17 protein-coding genes and 1 riboswitch are annotated in these 20,465 nt (G+C 35.4%); of the genes, 10 read left to right on the top strand and 7 right to left on the bottom strand.

The features are described from left to right. The coding region (locus BM350_RS27025; RefSeq protein ID WP_211482632.1) for a hypothetical protein at positions 1-412 on the bottom strand (412 nt) is incomplete at its 3' end. 196 nt (positions 413-608) lie between these two features. After that, entirely contained in the window at positions 609-1,148 is a 540-nt protein-coding gene (locus BM350_RS18385) for a DUF3967 domain-containing protein (RefSeq protein WP_090918909.1), read from the bottom strand. 703 nt (positions 1,149-1,851) lie between these two features. On the opposite strand from BM350_RS18385, the gene BM350_RS18390 reads away from it, so the two are divergent. The 3 genes from BM350_RS18390 to BM350_RS18400 all read left to right on the top strand — a co-directional run bounded on the left by BM350_RS18390 (position 1,852) and on the right by BM350_RS18400 (position 5,352). After that, positions 1,852-2,703 (top strand): phospholipase C, encoded by an 852-nt coding sequence (locus tag BM350_RS18390; RefSeq protein ID WP_090918911.1) that lies wholly within the window; start codon positions 1,852-1,854, stop codon positions 2,701-2,703. A 178-nt stretch (positions 2,704-2,881) separates the two neighbouring features. Beyond that, positions 2,882-4,054 carry an amino acid deaminase/aldolase gene (locus BM350_RS18395; RefSeq protein ID WP_090918913.1) on the top strand — a complete coding sequence of 391 codons (1,173 nt, stop codon included), beginning with the start codon at positions 2,882-2,884 and terminating at the stop codon, positions 4,052-4,054. After that, complete coding sequence (locus BM350_RS18400; protein WP_090918915.1) at positions 4,042-5,352, top strand: D-arabinono-1,4-lactone oxidase; 1,311 nt, start codon at positions 4,042-4,044, stop codon at positions 5,350-5,352. Before BM350_RS18395 ends, BM350_RS18400 begins: the two co-directional genes overlap by 13 nt. A 377-nt stretch (positions 5,353-5,729) precedes the next feature. Here BM350_RS18400 and BM350_RS18410 read toward each other — a convergent pair whose 3' ends face one another. Further along, entirely contained in the window at positions 5,730-6,023 is a 294-nt protein-coding gene (locus tag BM350_RS18410) for an antibiotic biosynthesis monooxygenase family protein (RefSeq protein ID WP_090918917.1), read from the bottom strand. Positions 6,024-6,083: 60 nt separating this feature from the next. Next, positions 6,084-6,224: riboswitch (cyclic di-AMP (ydaO/yuaA leader) on the bottom strand. 493 nt (positions 6,225-6,717) lie between these two features. Here BM350_RS18410 and BM350_RS18415 point away from each other — a divergent pair. The 5 genes from BM350_RS18415 to BM350_RS18435 all read left to right on the top strand — a co-directional run bounded on the left by BM350_RS18415 (position 6,718) and on the right by BM350_RS18435 (position 11,044). After that, a complete protein-coding gene (locus BM350_RS18415; protein ID WP_090918918.1) occupies positions 6,718-7,908 on the top strand; it encodes a 3D domain-containing protein in 1,191 nt (396 codons plus the stop codon). 109 nt (positions 7,909-8,017) lie between these two features. Continuing rightward, complete coding sequence (locus BM350_RS18420) at positions 8,018-8,236, top strand: helix-turn-helix transcriptional regulator (protein WP_139207746.1); 219 nt, start codon at positions 8,018-8,020, stop codon at positions 8,234-8,236. Continuing rightward, a complete protein-coding gene (locus BM350_RS18425) occupies positions 8,229-8,702 on the top strand; it encodes a DUF2178 domain-containing protein (protein ID WP_090918922.1) in 474 nt (157 codons plus the stop codon). The genes BM350_RS18420 and BM350_RS18425 overlap by 8 nt, the downstream gene beginning before the upstream one ends. Positions 8,703-8,850: 148 nt before the next feature. Then, entirely contained in the window at positions 8,851-10,287 is a 1,437-nt protein-coding gene (locus tag BM350_RS18430) for a choice-of-anchor I domain-containing protein (protein ID WP_090918924.1), read from the top strand. A gap of 124 nt (positions 10,288-10,411) precedes the next feature. Further along, positions 10,412-11,044 (top strand): class A sortase, encoded by a 633-nt coding sequence (locus tag BM350_RS18435; protein ID WP_090918926.1) that lies wholly within the window; start codon positions 10,412-10,414, stop codon positions 11,042-11,044. A gap of 179 nt (positions 11,045-11,223) precedes the next feature. Here the strand turns inward: BM350_RS18435 and BM350_RS18440 are convergent, their stop codons facing one another. The 3 genes from BM350_RS18440 to BM350_RS18450 form a co-directional block, all read right to left on the bottom strand. Continuing rightward, entirely contained in the window at positions 11,224-12,609 is a 1,386-nt protein-coding gene (locus BM350_RS18440; protein ID WP_090918928.1) for a peptide MFS transporter, read from the bottom strand. A gap of 176 nt (positions 12,610-12,785) precedes the next feature. After that, a complete protein-coding gene (locus BM350_RS18445; protein ID WP_090918929.1) occupies positions 12,786-14,369 on the bottom strand; it encodes a DNA-binding protein in 1,584 nt (527 codons plus the stop codon). A 232-nt stretch (positions 14,370-14,601) separates the two neighbouring features. Continuing rightward, complete coding sequence (locus tag BM350_RS18450; RefSeq protein ID WP_090918930.1) at positions 14,602-15,999, bottom strand: amino acid permease; 1,398 nt, start codon at positions 15,997-15,999, stop codon at positions 14,602-14,604. A gap of 525 nt (positions 16,000-16,524) precedes the next feature. Between BM350_RS18450 and BM350_RS18455 the strand changes: the two genes are divergently transcribed. Then, positions 16,525-17,403: a putative RNA methyltransferase gene (locus BM350_RS18455; protein ID WP_090918966.1), complete on the top strand. Its 879-nt coding sequence runs from the start codon at positions 16,525-16,527 to the stop codon at positions 17,401-17,403. A 484-nt stretch (positions 17,404-17,887) separates the two neighbouring features. Here BM350_RS18455 and BM350_RS18460 read toward each other — a convergent pair whose 3' ends face one another. Further along, complete coding sequence (locus BM350_RS18460) at positions 17,888-18,634, bottom strand: C39 family peptidase (RefSeq protein WP_090918932.1); 747 nt, start codon at positions 18,632-18,634, stop codon at positions 17,888-17,890. Positions 18,635-18,927: 293 nt separating this feature from the next. Between BM350_RS18460 and BM350_RS18465 the strand changes: the two genes are divergently transcribed. Continuing rightward, a complete protein-coding gene (locus BM350_RS18465) occupies positions 18,928-20,334 on the top strand; it encodes an amino acid permease (protein WP_090918934.1) in 1,407 nt (468 codons plus the stop codon). The last annotated feature ends 131 nt before the right edge of the window (positions 20,335-20,465 follow it).

Raw genomic sequence — 20,465 nt, forward strand, 5'->3', positions numbered from 1 at the left:
CTTGCTGTTTAGCTGCTTCTGCCTGCTGTCTAGCTTCATCTGCCTGCTGTTTAGCTGCTTCAGCTTGCTTTCTAGCTTCTTCTAGCCTTTCTTTTTCCTGTGCCTCACTAACTTGTACTGGTTGTATTAAATTATTCATGCTGTTTGAAGTTTGATTGTTGTCGTTTTGTCCTAACTTAACGAAAGTAGCTTCCTTCTGTACTTCGGTAGAAACATTATTTTTAACATTTGCTTTAGAAGAATCGCTCTGACTGGATTTTTCTGAATCTTTATCCTCATGTACATCCGCTACATCATCATGAGACTTTTTCAAACTTGTTTTCTTACTTTGACAACTAACGCATAGGAATACTGCAACCAGCACAACAGTTAGCAAGAGTATTAAGCGTTTTTGTTGTTTATTTTCTGTCATAAACTACTCCCAACGCTCAAATTTGAGCTTTCCTTTTTGTGCACAATATTTACCTTAATAAAATCGTCAAAAAAAGTCTAGCATTTTCAAAAAGAAAGGAAACATACATGATTCTACTAAAAATAAAGTGAAACTTTAATCACTGAAGGTCTTACTGTCCGTGAATAGCGAGATAAGCATGTATATAAATGTAATTTCAGTTCTTTTCAAAAAAGAAAACTTTCCACCAAGGTTTCTTTTTTGATTTTGCTAGTTCTCTTTTTACATTTTGCATCTCTCTAAGTAACTGTGTTAATGTACGATCTCTTTCTTCTATTGCGATACGCTCTTTTTGTTCTAAATGCTCATTTAATTTTTGATGTAGCTTACTTATCTCTTTACTTTGCTCCTGAACCATGTTCATAAGATTTTGATGAACATTATTTTCTTTTTCCAAATGTTTATGTAGTTCTAATAATAGAGGGACCTCATTACATGTATTCCCCTTGACTACCATTGCTGTGGAATTGTTACAAACTTTGTTCAAAATCTCTTTAATTTCTTCTTTATTCTTTCCTTCTTTATAGCATTGTCTAACCTCTTGTAGTGTAGAAACACATGTTTCATGAAATATATAAACTCCTTCTTCGTTACGCATATTTAAATATGACTCATAATCCTCTACATAGCGCTTTACCGTTTGAATAGGTATAGATGTATTTCGAGCAATTTCTCGAAGTGTAAACCATTTCTCCATGCTTTCTCACCTTTTCAATGAATTTATTACATAAGATAAAGTGAAACTTCCGTCAGTGGGGGGGGTTCTTCATCCCCCACTGACGGAAAGCTCTCACCAATCAGGCATTAACGGGCAGTTATCCCCCACCTATTCTTCTTTGCTTCTCTCTGAATCTTGAGGTTGGGGTCTTACTGCCCGTTAATGCGGGATAAAAATAGATTATATCATTTATTCATAACGTTAGTAATAAACGAATGAGGGTGTTACAAAACTATATATACAAGTTAAAAAAACGACATAAAAACCCCTTTCTTTTTAGGGGAGGGCGAGAGCATCTGGCCGTGTATAGAAGCGGTCAGGTCCTTTTCCTGCCACATGCGAGGTTTAAATTGCCTACGTAAGCAAATAATATATGTAAAAGGGATTGAGTTTCTTCAAATGTAGTTATCGTACGAGTAAATCCGTGCTTTCTGGAGATAGTTTAGCCTACTATCATTTTTCCAAAAAGACGGATTTCTTTATGCATGTATGATTGAATATTTATGGTTTTTGCAACACCCTCTATAATATGAATCCCAAAAATAGGGTATGAACATTTACATATTTCACTTTAATGATAGAAAGTGATTGGAAAATAAGATATTCTTATCGTAGGTTAATCAAATATCACTAGAGAATTTTATTTTATGTTAGGACTACATATAAAATGGGAGGTTTTTTTATGAAAAAGAAAGTATTGGCATTAGCTGCTATGGTTACTTTGGCTGCTCCAGTTCAAAGTATAGCGTTTGCACACACAAATGATTGTGGTGGGCATCAGGCACCAATTTTAAGATGGTCTGCTGAGGATAGACATAAAGAAGGTGTTAATTCTCATTTATGGATTGTAAATCGTGCAATTGATATTATGTCTCGTAATACAACAATTGTAAAACCAAATGAAACTGCTTTATTAAATGAGTGGCGTGAAGACTTAGAAAACGGGATTTATTCAGCTGATTATGAGAATCCTTATTATGATAATAGTACATTTGCTTCTCACTTTTATGATCCAGATACACAGAAAACATATATCCCTCTTGCAAAACAGGCAAAAGAAACGGGATCGAAATATTTTAAACTTGCTGGTGAAGCGTACCAAAACAAAGATATGAAACAAGCATTCTTCTATTTAGGATTATCTCTTCATTATTTAGGAGATGTAAATCAGCCAATGCACGCAGCAAACTTTACGAATCTTTCTTATCCAATGGGTTTCCACTCCAAGTATGAAAATTTTGTTGATACAATTAAAGATAACTATAAAGTTGCAGATGGTAACGGATATTGGAATTGGAAGGGAACAAACCCAGAAGAGTGGATTCACGGAGCGGCGGCAGCAGCTAAACAAGATTATCCAGGTATTGTGAATGATTCAACAAAAAGTGGGTTTGTAAAAGCAGCTACATCTCAAGAATATGCAAATAAATGGCGGGCAGAAGTGACACCAATGACAGGGAAACGCTTAACGGAAGCACAGCGCGTTACAGCTGGTTATATTCACTTATGGTTTGATACGTATGTAAATCGTTAATGACGAATTTTTGTTTAAAACATATATGTATCCCAATCATTATCCAGTACAAGCCACAATTTCTATGAAATAAGAAAAAAAGTTTCTTCGATGAGAAGGAACTTTTTTTCTTTTGAAGAGGAAAATTTCATGTTCCTTCCAATATATATAAGAAATATATAGAAGGGGAGGGAGAGATGTGGATCGTAGAACGTTTCAAGGACTTTCAATGCCATGTGCCTTTCTTAATGAAGATGCATTAGAGAGAAATATTCAATCTATTATTCAGCTTCATAAAGGAAAACATGTTCGGATTGCGAGCAAATCATTGCGCTCTGTTTCAGTGATGAAGAAAATTTTACAATCACATTCTTGTTTTCAAGGAATTATGTGCTACTCACCAGCGGAAGTCCTGTTTTTAATTGAACAGGGATTTGATGATTTATTGCTTGGATATCCGGCATGGGATGAAGAGGCTCTGCAAAAAATAAGTATACTTACAAAACAAGGATACAAGATTACTTGTATGGTAGATTGCGAAGAGCACATTCTGTATTTGGAGCATATTGCATTGCAAGTAGAAGGAAAGTTTCGCATTTGTTTTGATATTGATATGAGCAGTCGTTTTCTTGGTTTTCATTTTGGAGTAAAACGGTCTCCTTTGCGTACCGCAGAACAAGTATTACAAGTAGCTGATAGAGTTTTACAATCATCTTGTTTCAAAATAGATGGTGTTATGGGTTATGAAGCACAGATAGCAGGTGTAGGAGATAATGTACCAAAACAAAGCTTACACAACAAAGTAGTTTCTTATTTAAAAAGACGATCAGTAAGAGAAGTTGCAAAAAGACGAGAGTTAATTGTACAAGCATTAGGGCAAAAAGGAATTTCATTACGTTTTGTAAATGGCGGAGGAACAGGAAGTATAAAGACAACCGTTCAGGATGAGTCTGTTACAGAAATTACGGTTGGGTCTGCTTTTTATTCTCCGCTACTTTTTGATTATTACAAAGATATTGCATTTGAGCCAGCAGTTGGATTTGTATTACCAATTGTCCGCCAGCCAGAACCTCGTGTTTATACATGTTTAGGTGGAGGATATATTGCATCGGGAATGACTGGAAAGGAGAAGCAACCACAGCCGTATATGCCAAGCGATGCAAAGTTACTTCCGTTAGAAGGAGCAGGTGAAGTGCAAACACCTGTTTACTATGAAGGCACAGAACAATTAAGAATTGGGGAGGGGATTGTGTTTCGGCATAGTAAAGCAGGGGAGTTATGTGAAAGATTTTCTTCTTTACATCGTATTTCTGATGGTGAAGTAGTAGGAGAATATCGAACATATCGGGGGGACGGGCAATGCTTTCTATAAGGGGCCAGAAGTGGCGAAATTGGACAGGGAATGTGCAAGGAATGCCGCAGTATACGATGTATCCGAAAAGTATTCAAGAAGTGGCCCAGGCTGTAAATTTTGCAAAAGAAGTTGGAAAGCGTATTCGTGTGGTTGGTTCAGGGCATTCTTTTACACCACTTGTTCAAACTGAAGAGATTTTAATTTCTTTGGATGAATTACAAGGGATTAGCGGGATTGATTCACAAACATTAATCGTAGAAGTATGGGCAGGTACAAAGCTATATCAGTTAGGTGAAATATTGCAAGAGAACGGATATGCACAAGAGAATTTAGGGGATATTGATGCGCAGTCTATTGCTGGGGCAATTAGTACAGGCACACATGGAACAGGAATTTCACTTGGAAATTTAGCAACACAAGTTGTGGAAGTAACGGCGGTTCTTGCATCAGGAGAAGTGATCACGTGTTCTGAAAAAGAATATCCACAATATTGGAAGGGGTTTCAATTGTCGCTTGGCATGCTAGGGATTATTGTAAAAGTCAAACTAAAAGTCATTCCAGCATATTCACTTGCTTATGAAAGTAAAAAAGAATCATTTGCTACTGTTATGAGTAAATTGGAAGAATATAAGAAGAATCGTCATTTTGAGTTTTTTATCTTTCCATATTCTGACGATGTTCAAGTAAAAATTACAAACGTAACGGAGGAAGTAGGAGGAGAACTAAAGTGGCATAAACTCAAAACAGCTTTAATAGAAAATATGGCTTTTTCATTGTTATCAGAGAGTTGTCGCCTTTTTCCTTCTATAAGTAAAAGTGTGAGTCAATTATCGGGTAAGGGAGTACCAAATACCAAAATTGTAGGTCCAAGTTATAAGGTGTTTGCAACTGCTCGCAACGTCCGTTTTTATGAGATGGAATATAGTATTCCAGCAGAATATATGAAAGAAGCAGTAGAAGAAATTTATAATCTCATTTACGAAAAAAATTTTCAAGTACATTTTCCTATTGAATGTCGCTATGCAAAAGGAGATGATATTTGGCTTAGTCCGTCATATGGAAGAGATTCTGCTTATATTGCGGTTCATATGTACAGAGGGATGCAGTACACACCTTATTTTCAAGCAGTAGAACGTATTTTTCAAAAGTATGAAGGACGTCCGCATTGGGGAAAAATGCATACAATGACATATAATTCGTTGCAGCAAGTATATCCAAAATTGCATCATTTTTTAGAGGTGAGACAAACAGTAGATCCAACAGCAATGTTTTTAAATCCATATTTAGCAAAAATATTTTCGTTAAATATGGAATAAAGTGAAACTTCCGTCAGTGGGGGGGTTCTTCATCCCCCGCTGACGGTTAGTTGAACCAATCGGGCTTTTACGGGCAGTTATCCCCCACCTATCTTCTTTGCTTCTCTCTGAATCTTGAGGTGGGGGTCTTATTGCCCGTTAATGCGGGATAAAGTGAAACTTCCTTTATGCGGAAGTATAATGAGAATGTTTTTTATGATGAATGGCTCCTTACACAAGAGCTATAGTTGTCGGGAGGAGCTGGCGGTAAAATATAACACATGATGTGTTTCGGAAGAATGAACATGTTATTCACTTATACTGTCAAGAAAAGAAAGTGTGTTAATTTTGAAGAGTATGGAAGCTATATTGCTTCCATACTCTTTTTTAGTAGAATTCTAATGTAGTTGAACTGCGTTAGACTTGGAAGAAATAATATATGGTTGAATTTGCTGCTGCCATGTAATTGTAGTAGATTCCTTTTGATAAGTTAGCCATTCTCGATAGTCCTCTTGCGTTTTCCATAATGTGCGAATGAAGAATTCTGTAGTATCTCTAACACGTTTTGTATAGGAGACTTCTATATTAATAAAACCTAGCGTATTAGGAGATGGGTAATATTGTTTTAATGCTTGTAGTACTTCGTTTTCGCAATCTATTTTTATATAAAGCGTGTTTGTCACAATGAACATAATGAATCCCTCTTTTTTTTATAGTAGATTAGCATTGATTTTCTTCAGTCATAACATAGGCAATCTCTCCAGTTATGCTTACGAAGTTAGCTGTCGGGTTCGGACCTTGAAGGGTACCCTACTGTAAAAGATTCACCCCTAGTAAGCTACTGCTTACAATAATGGTTCCTCCGCTCCATATGGATTCAGCAAAAAGTATTTATATAAAATATAATACTATTCAGAAAAATTAGAGTAAACGTAAAGGAGACGACAATTTCTTACAAAAAAATGAAGTAATCACATTTTGATGTTCTAATTCTTGTATTTGATTTTGTAATTTGTAAACATGGTTTTCTCCCCAAGCTTCTATGATTTTCTGTTTCTTTTCATAATAGGTAGTGAGATTTTTAAAATCTCATTTTATCTCGTTACTTGTGAGTAATGGGGGAATAAGTAGAAATCTGCTCAGAAGAGTCCGATTTGTTCAATAAAGAATAAGGAAGCTTCTCATTGAGAAATCTTTTGCTTTATATTGGGTATTAGCGTTATTTTCAAATGTTTATATATGGAAAAATAAAGATATTAAAATAAGTTTATTACAGTTTTTCTATGATTCGTTATATTTTGTTATAAAAAATAAACTGTATTTAATGAGTTTGTAAACAAACTGTAAAATAAATCATGTATAAATGTAGAAGAAGGGAGTCGGATTATGAACTATTTTAAGCGTATCAGTAGTTTTGTATTAGCTGGATTTATTTGTTTCACTAGTACAGTTGCTGTAAAAGCTGAGTCAAACGACGAGAAATTAAACAACATGCAGCAGCAATTGCAAAATAATAATAATGACATTCAGCAAAAAGAAAAAGAAAAGCAAGCTGTAATGAAAGACATTGAAGGCATTCAAAAGGAATTATCAGACTTAAATAATACAATTGCAAAAAATAAAGAAGAGCAAGATGCAATTCAGCGTAAAATCGATGAAACGCATAAACAAATTGAGCAAAAGATGAAAGAGATTATTAGTTTAGAAGAAAAAGTACTTATGCGTAAAGATATTATGAAAAAACGTATGGTCTCTGTTCAAGATAACTCAAATATAAATTTAGTAGTAGAAGTAATTGTAGATTCAAAAAACATTGCAGAGCTTCTGCAACGTATGACTGCAGTTTCTACAATTATGGATGCAGATAAAGAGATTCTTCGTTTACAAGAACAAGATCTTCGTCAAATTGAAGCCGATAAAAAGGTAATTGATGAAAAAGAAAGATCTTTAGAAGGCGATAAACAAAAATTAGCAAAAGTACAAGCTGATTTACAAGACAACTTAAAGAAACGTCAAGATAATCTACAATCTGTACAAGCAAAGTATAATCAAATTGCTAGTCAGCTGACACTTGCTGCGCAAGAAAAAGCAAAGATTGAAGCAGATATGAAGAGCGTACAAGATACAATTGCTCGTGAACAACAAGCAGCTGCAGAGCGTGAAAAAGCTTTGAAAGACTCACAAGCCTCACAAGCTCCACAAGCTTCACAGGTTTCACAAGCACCAAAAGATGAGGGAAAAACTCCAGAAAAACCAACTAAAGGCGGTCGTGAAATTTTTGTAGAAGCTACGGCTTACACAAATGATCCAAGTGAAAATGGGAAACAGCCAGGTGAGCATGTATATTCTGCTTGGGGGCACTATGATTTAACTGCAAACCCAAATATGAAGTTAATTGCCGTTGATCCAAGGGTTATTCCATTGGGCTCACGCGTATGGGTTCAAAACTATGGAGAAGCTATTGCTGCTGATACTGGTGGAGCTATCAAAGGCTACCGTATTGATGTTTTCGTACCAGATAAAGGGGCTTCTAGTTCTTGGGGTAGAAGACAAGTTCGTGTTATCATTTTAGATTAAAGTAAAAATCTACTTTGCAAAAGCAAAGTAGATTTTTTTATTATTAAATGTTAAATTGACTTCACATTTTGTAAAGTTTATCATACAATAATGGTGAGAGGTGGTAAAATTGACCATTTGTAATCGAGTAAAAGAACTACGAGCCCGCTTTCATTTTTCGCAAAGTGTATTGGCTGAAAAGGTGGGGGTAACGAGACAAACGATCGCTGCTATTGAAAAGGGGGATTATGTACCATCATTATTATTAGCGCTTATGATTTGTGATGTATTTGGCTTGCAGATGGGAGATGTATTTGTACTGCAAAAGGAGGAGGGAGAAAATGAATAGAATTGGTCTTTCTTATGTAATAAATATAGGTATACTTGTGATAGCGTGTTTTGCATTTTGTGAATATTTTCATGTCATTACGGAACTTGCAAACATCATCCGTACTGAAAAGCAAACGTGGACTGTTACGATGAATATGCTGCCAATTACATTGCTATTGATTGTAGGGGCAGGGGTATTCACTGGTTACAAGGTGCAAAAAAAGAAATATAAGAAGTTATCATTTTGGACATTTCCGTTATTATTTCCAAGTGAAGATGAGAGAGAAGAAGTATTGACTGCGAAAGCATGTCGCACTACATTTCTTTCATTATGGTTTATTATGCCTTTCGCAGCTGCCTCATTAGGTGCTTATCCACTGCTCAATCGAAACATCCCAGAATATCCGCTATATGTATTATTTTTCATTTTACTAATCCAAATAACGGTATTTCATATTTCTTTATATCGTAACAAGGTTGTGTAAAAGATGTGCGAAATTGCACATCTTTTTTGTATATTTAAAACTCGGCAGCTTCTTCCGCATTTTTACAAAAGCTTAATGAAATGCTATAGGGAGAGTTTACAAATCCTTTTTACAATAGAAGAAGTATTGAAATTGGGGGGATTAGAGAATGAGGAAGGCTTTACTCTGTGGAGGAATTATAGCGAGTGTATTATGGACAGGTAATCATGTAAACGCAGAAAGAATCAATCAAGAAACGAAACAATTTGCCAATCAAATAGAAAGTTTACCAAAAGGGAGTATTTCAAATCCAGCATTTCGTGGGCAAATAGAGGAAATGGTAAATAAATTTATTAGTAATAAGCATAAGAATACAAAAATAGAAAGAACGGCTATTTTTCCAATGCCAAGCAAAAAAGCAGAAATCGCGGCATCTTCACCAGATGGTAAGACGTTAGTTGTAACAGAAGCAGACTTAGGACAAATTAGCATCCTTTCAATTGAAAATTTACAAGACATTCAATTGAAAGGGACAGTGAGTTTGAAAGGAATTCATTCCGAAGCAGAGGTGACGAGTACAACAGTTACACCAGATGGTAAGTATGCATTTGTTGCTTTTCGCACTGGGGATAACTTGTATAATGCGCATAGAGGAAAGATAGCAGTTATAGAGTTATCATCCAAAAATATTGTGAAAATATACGAGGTGGGTGTAGGGCCGGACTCTATTGCTTTATCAAAAGATGGGGCAAAGCTTGTTGTTTGTAATGAGGATGAAGAAGGAGATCCAAATGACGGAAACGAAGTCAATATGAAAAAAACAAAGCGACCGGGTACAATTTCTATCATCACGTTCCCTAATGGAGATGTATTGAAAGGAATTCACCATGAGCTATCAATTGATATAAGTCAGATTGGAAATGGAACAGTGTACAAGCATGATCCGCAGCCAGAATATGTGGCGATTAGTCCAAATGGAGAAAAAGCTGCTGTTACATTACAGGAAAACAATGCAGTTGCTATTGTTAATTTGCAAGGACAAAACATTGAAACGATATTTGGCCTTGGAACAACAAAGCATAAAGCAGATTTGCAAAATGATGGTGTTGTTTCTTTTCAAGATGAACTGATTGCAAGACCAGAACCAGATGGTATAACGTGGGATCAATCAGGGCGTTTTGTAATTACTGCTAATGAAGGAGACCTAGGGAAAAATGAATTTAAAGATGGTGTGAAATCAGGTGGACGCAATATATCTGTATGGAGTCAAAACGGTTCGCTTGTATATGATAGTATGAATTTTATTGATGAAAAAGTGGCAGCTAAAGGTTTATATTTAGATAGTCGCAGTAATAGCCGAGGCAGTGAAGTGGAAAATGTTGCAACAGGAATCATACAAGAAAGTCCGATTATGGCTGTTGCTGCTGAAAGAGCAAATGCAGTACTCTTTTTTGATATAACGATCCCGATGTTCCCTGTTTATATTGGTCTTGTTCCTTCAGGAGGCAAAGCGCCAGAAGGGATTCATAAGATTAGCAACCGTAATATATTTGTAAGTGCAGATGAAGCAGATGGAACATTGAGCTTTTATTGTTTGCAAAAATGATAATCATGGCACTTCCTAATAAGGAGTGCCATTTCTTTTGTCTTGTACATGTCACTTGTATATCTAGCATTCTTACTTTATCATTTTATATAAGAGGAACTTTGTGAAGGAAAGGAATTGAAGCATGAATAAGAAAAAGATTTATAGTATATTGGCACTTCTTTTATTTATTGTAGGTGGCGTTTTAATTGCAAAACCATTTTATGATGGTTACAAAGCTGGGAAGATGCAAGAAGAAAACATACAAGCTATTAAGAAAATGAAGTATGAAAAACAAGAAACGAAATTTGTTGATGCTTCTAAAATAAAACAACCGGATTTAGCAGACGTCGCAAATGCTTCATTAGATAAAACACAAGTGATTGGGCGTATGTCTATTCCGAGTATTGGATTAGAACTACCGATTTTAAATGGTTCAACAGAGAAAAATTTATTATCAGGTGCAACAACAGTAAAAGAAAAACAAGAGATGGGAAAAGAGAATTATGCATTAGCAGGACATAACATGTCGAAAAAAGGTGTGTTATTTAGTGATATTTCGGGATTAAAAAAGGATGATAAAGTATATTTATATGATAGTGAAAATGAATATGAGTATGCGGTACAACAAGTAACAAAAGTCACGCCGGATAAATGGGAAGTTGTTGAAGATCACGGGAAGAATGAACTAACCTTGATTACATGTTCGTCTGTACTTGATAATTCTAAGCGATATGTAGTATCTGGAAATTTGGTGCAGGTGAAAAAAATAAAGTGAAACTTCCATCAGTGGGGTAAATAGTTAAAAAGAAATTCCACTTTCGTTGAAGGTGGGATTTCATTCTTCTATAAATGTTTTGTATCAAGTGACTACAAAGAGCATAAAGAGTTATATAAGTAAGTGATAGAAAAAGGAGAAAATGCTGAAAAAAGATGAGGGGTAACCCCTCATCTTTTTTAGTCCATCCACTTTACTAATTTTTTAGAAAGCAATAGTAAGATACATCCTAAGAAAATAGCGACAGCTCCAATAACAGCAAATACTTCTGAGTAACCTAATGAAGTTGTAAAGTTTGCTAACTGTCCACCTAAAATATTAGCAACACCTGTACTTGCTAACCAAACGCCCATTAATAGAGATGCAAGTTTGATAGGGGCAAGGGAGCTTACCATTGATAGTCCGACTGGAGATAAGAATAATTCCCCTAATGTATGGAATAGGTAAGTAAAGACAATAAAGAGCAGGTTTGCTTTTTCGGCAATTTCTTGTTCATTACTTCCTGTTTTTAAGGTAGCAACAACAAGAATCATATAACCAATTCCAAGTAAGATCATACCGAGACCCATTTTTGTTGGGATTTTTAAATCACCGCGTTTTGTAGAAGCAAGCTTTGTCCAAAGTGTAGAAACAACGGGTGCTAATAAAATAATGAATAGTGGATTTACAGATTGAAACCAAGATGTTGGAATTTCCCAGCCGAATATAGAGCGGTCTACAAAGCTATTTGTATATAATGTTAAAGAGCTACCAGCTTGTTCAAATCCAGCCCAAAAGAAAACAACAAAACACGTTAAAATGATAATAACAGCTGTATGCTGTTTTTCTTTTTTAGTTAATGGTGTGTTGCCAGCTGTTTTGTTGCCTGTTCCTGTTTGTAAAGTTGCTGTCGGTTTTTTACCAATATCACCAAGAAAACGATCCGATAATGTTGTAAATAAAATTTGTCCAACAATCATCCCAATAGACGCAGCTAAAAATCCATAACGGAAACCATAATGAATAACGCCATCTACTGTTGTTTTAAACAAATCTTCTGATAAATATCCACAAACGAGTGGAGCAAGGAATGAACCGACGTTAATTCCCATATAAAAAATCGTAAAGGCACCATCACGGCGTAGGTCGTTTTCTGTATATAATTCTCCGACGAGTGTAGAAATATTTGGTTTGAAGAAACCGTTCCCGATAATAATGAGTGCTAATCCGAGGTATAGTCCAAATTGGCTTTGCAGCGCAAATAACGTAAGGTTACCAAATGCAATTATTATACCACCGAGTGTAATAGCTAATCGTCTACCAAGAAAGCGATCTGTTAAAAATCCGCCAATTAATGGAGTAAAATAACAAGCGCCTGTATAAAAGCCGTAAATCGTAAGTGCCCAGCTTTTACTAAAACCAAGACCACCATTTATTAAGGCTGTTGTTAAATATAATGTTAATAATCCTCGTAATCCGTAATAGCTAAATCGTTCCCACATTTCTGTGAAAAAGAGTAAGTATAAACCTGGAGGATGTTTCTTTTTTTGCGGTTGTTTTTCATCAAACTGTAGCGCAGCTTCCATATATAATTCCTCCTCACATAAAAAACAAAGTTAATCATTTTATATGATTAATAGTTTACTTTATTAAATTTATGAAGTCAATAAAGATCTATTTTTGTAAAAAAATATTCTTATATAATGATAAAGGAGGAATGATACATAAAAAAACCCCCTTTCATCACGAAAGGGGGTTCCTTTTATCGAATAGCAGGTGTTCCAATTACAACTGTTTTATTTTCTTTTACAGTTGTATTTTGACGAAGGCGTAACGTAGCTTGTCCTACTGTATTAGGAGCAATTTGTACATTCACAACTTTTTCAGCGGAACCTAGGCTATTTGTCGTGAAGGAAAATGAATTACTATAACCGTAAGAAGAAGGCCAAGTGCCGTTTACATTTTGAACTTTTGCTACTTGTGTACCACCACTTGTATAAATGCCTAAAGAATAATTATTGTAAGTAGTGTTTGGTAATAAATGATTTGCTTGTATTTTTATTTGAAATACACCGCTGTTTGGAAGAGTACTAGGGTGAATAAAGTTATAATCATTTGTTGAGACGTTTCCATCATTATTATTATCAGTATTATTGTTAGTATAGCCGTAAGAACCAGATTTAAATGTGCTTGTGTTAAACCATTGATATCCTTGGTTAGGAGCGCTCCATGGTTCTGGTTGCGGCTCAGTTGATACGCTTGGTTGTTCAAATGATTTTAATGGTGTTGGTTTGTCTAATTGCAATCCGTTTACTTGATTTAAGCTCGTATATGATTCTTTTGTAGAGAGCCATTTTACAATATTTGTTAATAAAGTAGCATCGCTTTCTTCTTTATATCCATCATATGTTTTTTTAGACTGTCCCGTATCTTCACGAACATATTTTGGCGTTGCATCTTCAACTGGCGAAGAGTCACCGATAAAGGCTGCTTTTCCTAAACCAACTTTTGCAACTGCAACGTAAGGACCTTCAGCGATGCCGCCGCCGTTATATACACCGCTATCTACAGCATTATTCCATTTAGGTAAACTTTCTGGTAAGTAGACAATTCCTTTTGCTAAATTCGGATTTACAATTGCAACTGTAGCTCCAGCATGCATAGCAACAGATGAAACACCTGTAGTAATTCCGAATGATTGATCTGGCGCTACAACTTCATTTGTAGAAACATCGCCAATTGCATTATAGCGAAAGCGTACGCCAAAGTTATCTGCAAGCCAATCAGAGCTTTCTACACCTTGCATCGCTTGTGAAGATGCTTCTACAGAAGACATTCCTTTTACTGGATTATCCCATGCTCCGCGGCGGTACCCGTTAAAAACTTCTGAGGAATCCCAGCGATTTTTATTACGGTCAGCATTATAATGATCAGCTATAAAAAAGATACTTCCGCCATTTTTCACATATTGCAGCATCGCATCTTGTTCTGATTTTTTATACGGAATGTTTGCTTCTGGAACGATGAACACATTGTAATCTTTTAAGTCATCATAAGTAATAGGTGTTGATTTACGTAGTTCTTTTACAAAGAAGCCTTTGTTTGCAACGCCGTTTCCGAAATCAGAAAATCCCCCATCAATAACCCAATCAGCTGTCCCTGCTGTTTGACCATGTGTATTATCAAATAATACTTTTTTTCCAGCGTTTTCGTTAACAATTTTTGCTGCAATTTGTGGAGCTGGATCTAAAGCGCTTTCAGCAAAAGTTGTTGGACTAAACATGGTGGCCATACTTAAAGTCATTCCTGTTGCTAATGTGAGCTTCAGCCATTTTTCTTTCTTCATAATAATCCCCCTAAAGTAAGTTTAATAAAGTAAGAGTGCGATTCTTTCAACTAACTATCAGCTGCCCCTACGGATAAAAGTGTCCCTATATTACTTTACCGAAATATAACGGAAGAAGAAAGGGGGAATTCATAAAATTTTGTAAAAATAAGATGAATTTTGTTGAGAAATATTTTTTTATATAGCAGTAGAAGAGAAAAAATCCCTTCCTCATATGAGGAAGGAATTAGTTTTACCCAATTTGCGAAGAAGATTTCGATGTTTTATCTGTTGTGTGAAATCCTTTTGCATAATAAACAGCTACTAAAGCGATGAGCCAAATTGGTCCAACGATTAATGCGATACGTGTATCAGCGGAGTATGCCATAATACCTAATACTAAAGCAAGGAAAGCGAGCGTAACATAAGAGCTAAGTGGATACAATGGCAGTTTGTACGTTAATTTGCCTTGCGCCTCCTGTGATAGACCTTTGCGGAAACGAAGCTGTGCAACTAAAATGACGCCCCAAGTCCAAATTGCTCCGAACGTGGAAATACTTGTTAGCCACGTAAATACTTTTGCCGGAACAACGTAGTTTAATGCAACTCCTATTAACAATACGAAAGCTGTTGCTAAAATTCCTTTGCTTGGAATTCCATTTTTATTTAATTGACCAAATTTTTCTGGAGCTTGTTTTTGTTGTGCTAATGTAAATAACATACGACCTGTACTAAAAAGACCTCCATTACAAGAAGAAAGAGCAGCTGTTAAGACAACAAAGTTAATAATTCCTGCTGCTTTCGCAATGCCGATTTGTTCAAACGTTAGTACAAATGGACTTCCTTTTTCACCAATCTCATTCCATGGATAAATTGCCATCATAACGAATAAGGCACCTACATAGAAGATTAAAATGCGCCAAAAAACGTTATCAATCGCTTTAGATAATGTTTTTTTCGGGTTTTCTGCTTCTCCAGCTGTTACACCAATTAACTCTACTCCTAAGTAAGCAAATAGTACCATCTGTAATGAGAGAAGAAGGCCAGAAAATCCATTTGGGAACCAACCGCCGTGTGACCAAAGGTTTGAAATTCCAGTCGCTACGCCGCCGTTTCCAAACCCGAATAAAATAATACCGGTGCCAATTACAATCATACAGATAATTGTGACAATTTTAATTAAAGCAAACCAAAACTCAAGTTCTCCGTACACCTTAACCGATAAAAAGTTTAGTGCGCTCATTAATACAAGAGCAATTAACGCCCACACCCAGCGTTCAGTGTTTGGGAACCAATATTGCATATAAATTCCTGCTGCTGTAATTTCAGCCATACAAGTTACAACCCATAAGAACCAATAGTTCCAGCCCGTTATATACCCTGCTAGTGGACCTAAATAGTCATGTGCATATTTACTGAATGAACCGGCAACAGGTTGCTCAATTGCCATTTCTCCAAGCGCTCGCATAATGAAAAAGATTGCAAGGCCAGCAATGATATAAGCAAATAAAATAGATGGTCCTGCGAGTTTAATAGCGGAAGCTGATCCTAAAAAGAGTCCAACTCCAATGGCAGAGCCAAGCGACATAAGGGTAATATGTCGTTGTTTTAATCCACGGTTTAAATTTTCTGCTTTGTTTGTTTGCTGCATAATAAACCTCCTTTAATTAGTAAGAAACATATTGTATCCGCTTACAAATTTATTTAACTATTTCAAATTATAAAACATTTCCATCTGTTATGCTACAAAAAAAGACAATGTTTTCTGTACTATATAAATCTGTTTTCATGTGTCGATACATAAGTCGCGGCTATGCATAATACACCATGCCCCGCACTTGCTTGCTGAAACCACGCATGTGGCAGAAAAGGGCCCTGAGCGCTTCTGTAGATTTGAAATAAAGTCATACGGTTGTATCTCTTTTTATTCTACTAACACGTTTAAAATTATTTAGTTGCAATAAAAATTTAATCGTGTTAGTGTCTTTATGGGTTAAAACCTATACATCTACAAAGGAGTTAATTTCATGATTATTCAATTCATTCGATATAGATAGTGACAGGTATAGACTACTTTAAAATCCGACTCGTATTTTTTTGAAAATATGATGAGGGTTTATTTGTCTATGCCTTTTTCATTTATCTAAAAATGAATGAGGTGGCTTCTTTGTATAAAATGAACAAAAGAATGCAGAGCGCAGAATATTTAAGTAAATTTGAACATATTTTCAAGTGTCCTATTTGCGACTCAACAATGAAGGTTTTTGAGTTAAAGAGTTTAATCTGCTCAAATAACCATACATTTGATTTTACTAAACAAGGATATATCAACTTGACAACTCAACTAGTAAAAACTAAATACACTAAGGAACTTTTTGAAGCGCGAAGAAAAATTATTGCAGAGGATGGCTTTTTTGCACTATTAAGTCAGGTAATTGTTGAAAGCATAAATAAGCATGTTGCTGTTAAAAAAGAATCAATATCTGTAATTGATATGGGATGTGGCGAAGGTTCTCACCTAACTAGCATTTGTGAAATCGCTAGTTCTGCTTATAAAAAAATAGTTACAGGAGTAGGGATTGATCTTTCTAAAGAAGGTGTTTTGGTAGCCGCTAAGAACTACACTAATAAGATTTGGACTGTTGCCGACCTAGCAAATACACCATTTAAAGATAAGCAATTTGATATTATTCTGAATATCTTATCACCTTCCAATTATGCAGAATTTAATAGATTGTTAAAAGCTGATGGTTTAGTGATTAAAGTCGTTCCTGGAAGTGACTACTTAAAAGAATTAAGAGAAATTATATTCGATGGATCTGAAAAACAATCTTATTATAATGTTGATACTGTTGAACGATTTAATGAGAACTTCCAATTGATAGATAGTTCAAGATTATGTTATACCGTGACACTTGATAGTCTATCAATGCAATCGTTAGTTCAAATGACTCCTTTATTATGGGCGACCACAGAAAAACAAGTTAAATCATTCTTGGAAGGGAGTTCAGCTCAAATCACTGTTGATTTAGAAATATTAATCGGTAAGAACTAACTTTATGTCTTTATTCTGCAATCGGGCGTAATTACGAATCAACACTGGTAGAAAACGAATAAACTTTTTTATAAAAATCTCATCCTTAACTAAAAAGAAAAACTCCATTTTGATCAATCTTTTTTCAAAATGGAGTTTTTGTATTTGTTGTTAAATAATGATTGAAGGGAAAGTTCTATTCAAACTTTATTCTCACCCTACATCTACACATGGCCAGACGCTCTTGCCATCCCGAAAAGAAAGAGGGACGTCTATATACATAAATTCATTTTCATGTTTCAACATCCAAATCGCTGCTACGAAAAATACCCCATGCCCAGCACTCGCTTACTCCTTTTGTTTTAAAACATGGCAAGTAGCAGAAAAGGGCCCTGACCGCATCTACGCATGGCCGGTTTATCTCGCCTTCCCAAAAAAGAAGGTTTTTGATCTTATATATATTGTCTAATAAAAATAAAAAGCCATCGAAATCGATGACTTTTTATTATTTAAGAATAGTAATTGCTTGTTTCCCCATTTGTTCCCACGCTTTTTCAAATTGAGTACGTGGAATACTTTTACGCGGGTTATCTGCTAGTGGGTCATTTACATATACATAGTTTTTATCATAACCAATAATAACTGCACTATGTTCATAATATGTAATCTTTAATTCTCCAGCATTTGTATTCCAACTTTCAAAGTTATCCGCATCTAGCGGTTGAAAAGTTGTATTAGCAATAATCCATACTGGCGAACCAGCACTAAGTACTTTATATATATCCTTGATTTCTCTTCCGGATAAATCAATCGTTTTATCTGGAACATATTTTTGTGCTAATTGAAAAATTGGCTGATGGTATACACCATAGCCTGGTTCAGACTTTGTGTAAATATTTCCAACAAACCCTTCATGTGGGTTTCCTTTCACACCGTTTGCTTTAAATGGGACACGAGCGATTTCACTCGCAAGCTTCATTTTGTCCACTTGAATCCCGTTATATTGCAGTAGCATTGCTAAACTTGTCACTTCACAACCGCGTTCTAATTCAGGAAGTTGTTTTATAAATGGAACATTTTCAATCATCACTTGCTCTTTCATTTTAAATGAAAAGTCTATACGAAGTTCCTGTGTTTTTTGAAAGATTTTATTTTTCCCTGTTTCAATTACTCCCATAACTTCTTTATTGCATGCCACACAAACAATAACTCCAATACTTAAAATACATATGTATTTAATGCTCCTAAACATATCTCTAACTCCATTACATAATTATTTTTCTACATTTCGAAAATGATACTCTCTTCATTGTACCTTTGTTTTTGTTAGTTTACTAGAATGATTCTATAGATTGTTATTCCAATATTAAGGTCTAAAAATTCTAATTTTTTTAAATAAAAAGAAAAATAAATGTACAACTTTAGGGTATTTTGTTAAAATTGAACATGTTTAACTTGGTTAAGTTTCTTCGGTGAGGAGAAATTTAATTAGCGGTTTACTGATGATTTCCGCTAAACAACATTAAAATATGAGGTGAGGGGTATATGATACAAAAAGAGAAGCAGTCGAATGAACTAAAACGTACAATGCAAAGCAGACACCTCTTCATGATTGCACTAGGAGGAGTTATCGGAACCGGATTATTTATGGGATCTGGACAAATTGTTCACAATGCTGGGCCTGGCGGAGCTGTTCTTGCCTATTTAGTCGGCGGGTTTGTTATGTATTTAACTATGCTTTGTCTCGGAGAGCTAACAGTTGCAATGCCGGAAGCAGGTTCTTTTCAAAGTTATGCTAGCAAATTTATTTCACCTGGTTTTGGATTTGTCGCTGGATGGATGTATTGGCTAAATTGGGCTGTGACCGTCGGAGTGGAATTAACGACTGTCAGTATTTTAATGAAGCGTTGGTTTCCGGATGTTGCATCTTGGATATGGTGTGTTGTATTCGCTGCCATACTCTTTATTGTAAACGCTTCATCTGCACGTGCTTATGCTGAAGCTGAGTTTTGGTTTGCGAGTGTTAAAGTAATGACGATTATTATTTTTATTTTACTCGGCGGTGCTGTTATGTTTGGTTTATTAGACTTTAACGGTAAGCCCGCACCGATGTTCCATAACTTCACAGAAAATGGCGGGTTATTTCCAAACGGACTTCCAGCTGTTCTTCTTACAATGATTACCGTTAACTTTGCGTTTCAGGGAACAGAATTAATTGGTATTGCTTCAGGCGAAAGTAAGCAGCCGGAAATCACAATACCACGTGCTATAAAAAATACAATTTGGCGAACACTTTTCTTTTTCGTTCTTGCCATTTCTGTAGTTGTAGGATTATTACCATGGCAAGAAGCAAATCTTGTAGAAAGCCCGTTCGTACTCGTTTTTGACACAGCTGGAATCCCTTATGCAGCAGACATTATGAATTTTGTTATTATTACAGCTGTATTATCGGTGGCAAATTCTGGTTTATACGCAAACTCTCGTATGCTTTGGGCGATGGCAAAACAAGGAATGGGAAGTCCGCGCTTCACAAAATTAACGAAAAAAGGGGTACCGATCAATGCTTTGATTTTTAGCTTAATCTTTGCTGGTCTTTCTCTTTTAACAAGTGTATTTGCCGCTGATACCGTCTTTTTAGTATTAACATCGATTGCGGCTATGGCAGCTGTCGTTGTTTGGATGTCCATTGCTGCATCTCAATTTTTCTTTAGAAGAGAATTTATTAAGAACGGCGGGGATATACGAGACTTAAAATACCGTACGCCGCTTTATCCCCTTGTTCCTATTGCAGCGTTCTCTTTAAACTTTGTTACATTTATAAGCTTAGCATTTATTCCAGAGCAACGCATCGCTTTATATTGTGGTATTCCATTCATGATTATTTGTTACATTTTTTATCAATTAAAATATAAAAAAATTGTCACATTTGAACAGCAAAAAAACATCTCATAAAAATAAACTAAATATATGGAATATTCGGCTATCTTATTCTATTATGAGATAGCTTTTTTCTATTTATTGGATATTTTGGTATAACTTTATTTATCTTAAAATTTTAAAAATCGAAATATGATCTCAAAAAT

Source organism: Bacillus sp. 103mf, assembly GCF_900116295.1.
GTDB classification, from domain to species: domain Bacteria; phylum Bacillota; class Bacilli; order Bacillales; family Bacillaceae_G; genus Bacillus_A; species Bacillus_A bruguierae.